General features: G+C 74.6%; 2 protein-coding genes. Both read right to left on the bottom strand.

Annotated elements, in window-relative coordinates; all coding sequences use genetic code 11:
* Nucleotides 1-117 precede the first annotated feature (117 nt).
* Complete coding sequence (locus FNQ90_RS19160; RefSeq protein ID WP_182607502.1) at nt 118-300, bottom strand: hypothetical protein; 183 nt, start codon at nt 298-300, stop codon at nt 118-120.
* Nucleotides 301-545: 245 nt separating this feature from the next.
* A partial coding sequence (locus tag FNQ90_RS19155; RefSeq protein WP_182607501.1) for a tetratricopeptide repeat protein occupies nt 546-2,630 on the bottom strand: 2,085 nt, incomplete at its 5' end.

Raw genomic sequence — 2,630 nt, 5'->3', positions numbered from 1 at the left:
GTACCGCCGTTCTCGGGCTGATCGGCTCGCTGGCCGCCGCCGTCGTGCTGGGCCTCGGCCCGCTGGACGTGTCGAAGGCACCGGTCGTCCCCGTCCGGTCATCCCGCCGCGGCGGGCTCAGCTCGGGGTGGTCCCGGTGGCGTGGTTCTCCTGCGGCCGGGCGTCGGTCGGGTCACCGGTGGCGTGGTTCTCACCCGGCCGCGGCCCGGGCTGAGTGGGAGCGGGCTTCTTCCCGCCGTCGGTCGGCGCCACCGGCTCTCCCGTGGCGTGGTTCTCCTGCGGGGTCACGTCGGTCGTCATGTGGTTCTCCTGTTCTCGTGCGCCGCACGGATCGGCCCGCCCGGTGGTGGGGCGGACGCGTCCCGCCGTTCCACCCTCCGGCTTCCCTCGTCCGGTGGGTGTGACGGCGACCCTTTCGAGCACGGCTGAACGTTTGATAAACGTGCTGCTGAGGAAGTGTCACGCCGGAAACCGGCCCGCGGTTCCCGCGGCCCGTCCCCGCGCCGCCCCCGGGGGCCTCCCGGCGGCGCCCCGAGCACGACCGATCACACCGACGTCGGGTCCGTCCGACACCCCCGTCCCGGGCCGTCCCCGCCGGAGGAGTCGAGAAGCCGCCGCACATCCACGGCCTCGGGCAGGTTCTCCGCCTCGAAGATCCCCAGGGCCTGTTCCCAGCAGGCCCGCGCGCGTCCGGACTGGCCCGTCCCGTCCAGCGCCCGCCCCAACAGCGTGAGCACCTGGGCCCGCCGGAAGTCGCCCCCGATGTCCCGCAGCAGTCCCAGCGCCTGTTCGGCCAGCGTCGCCGCCCCGGTGTCGTCCCCGGCGGCCCGCACCGCCTCGCCCAACCGGAACAGCGACATCCCCTCCCACAACCGCTGTCGGTGCTCGCGGAAGATCCCCACCGCCTCCTCCAGCCGCTCGCGTGCCTCCGCGTGCCGGCCGGCGGCGGTCAACGCCATGCCCAGCGCGTACTTGGCGTTCGCCAGCCGCAGGGTCGCCCCCACCTCGAGGTAGATGGCGTGCGCCCGCCCGGCCAACTCCAGCGCGGAGTCGATCCGACCGGTGTTCAGGTGCACCCGGGCCAGGTTGGACAGGGCGCTCGCCTCGGTCGGGGCGTTGCCGTCCTCGCGGAAGACCGCCGCCGCCCGCTCCAGGTGCTCCTCCGCCTCCTCGTTCCGGGAGCGGTAGATCGCGATGATCCCCTGGTCGTTGAAGCCGTACCCGCGGGCCACCGGGTCACCGGTGGCGCCACCCAGCCGGGCCGCCTCGGCGGCCTCCCGCGCCGCGTCCCGCACCCGCCCGGACACGCTCAGACTGTGCGTCGAGGAAACCCGGGCCCGCCCCTCGGCGTGGCGGTCCCCCTCGGCGACCGCCCGCTCCAGCACCACCGCGCAGGTCTGCTCGTACTGCAGCGAGAAGGCGCCCGTCTCGGCGAGATCCTTGGCGGCGATCAGCAGGTCGGCTGCCTTTCCCACCCGACCGCCGCGCGCCCCCTGCCGGGCGCAGGCCAGCAGGCACTCCGCCTCCGCGAACAGCCACTCGCGGGTGGCGTCGAAGCTCCCGGCGTTCCCGAAGTTCCCGGTCTCCCCGGCGTTCCGGGGTCCGTCGGGTCCCGCCCCGCGCACCCCACCGGTGAGGTGCTCCACGGTCCGGTCGCCGGGCCGCTCCATCGCGAACACCCGGCAGGCACCGGCCAGGTGGAAGTCCAGCAGTCGGTCCGTGGCCGCCCGCCCGGCGGCCGGGGTCTCATCCCGTTCCGCGCAGGCACGGGCGAACAGCCGCACCAGATCGTGCAGGCGGTAGCGGCCGGGGGCGGCGGACTCCAGCAGGCTGGTGTCCACCAGCGACTCCAACGTCTCCTCGGTGGTCTCCGGATCGCGGTCCAGCAGCGCCGCGGCGGCCCGCAGCGAGATGTCGGGCCCCTCGGCCAGCCCCAACAGCCGGAAGGCCCGGCCCTGCTCGGGCTCCAGCTGCCCGTAACCCAGCTCGAAGGTGGCCTTGACGGCCTGGTCACCGGCCTGCAACTCGTCCAGTCGGCGCCGCTCGTCGGCGAGCTTGCGGGCCAGCACCGACACCGCCCAGGTGCGACGGGAGGCCAGCCGGGCGGCGGCGATCCGGATGGCCAACGGCAGGAACCCGCAGGCGGCCACCACGTCCATGGCCGCCTGACGCTCTGAGTTCACCCGCTCGGCGCCGACGATCCGGGCGAAGAGTTGGAGGGACTCCTCCGGGCTCATCACGTCCAGGTCCACCAGATGGGCCCCGGCCAGGTCCACCATGCGGGTGCGGCTGGTCACCAGCACCGCGCAGTCGGGGGTCCCGGGCAGCAGATCGCGGATCTGCGCGGCGTCCCGGGCGTTGTCGAGCAGGGTCAGCACCCGGCGACCGTCCAGCAGCGAGCGGAAGAGCGCGGCACGCTCCTCCGCGCTCTCGGGGACGTCCACGTCGGCGACCCCCAGCGCGCGGAGGAAGGACGCCAGGACCGTCGTCGGCTCCGTCGGCGCCGCGCTCGCCCCCTGGAGGTCCACGTACAGCTGTCCGTCGGGATAGTGCTCGCGGACGGAGTGCGCCACGTGCACGGCCAGGGTGGTCTTCCCGACACCACCGATGCCGGCGACGGCGGAGAGCGC

This window comes from Streptomyces alkaliphilus (genome assembly GCF_014141535.1).
Lineage (GTDB): Bacteria > Actinomycetota > Actinomycetes > Streptomycetales > Streptomycetaceae > Streptomyces > Streptomyces alkaliphilus.
Note: the sequence above shows the minus strand (reverse complement) of the source record. Positions and strands in the feature narration are given on the sequence as shown.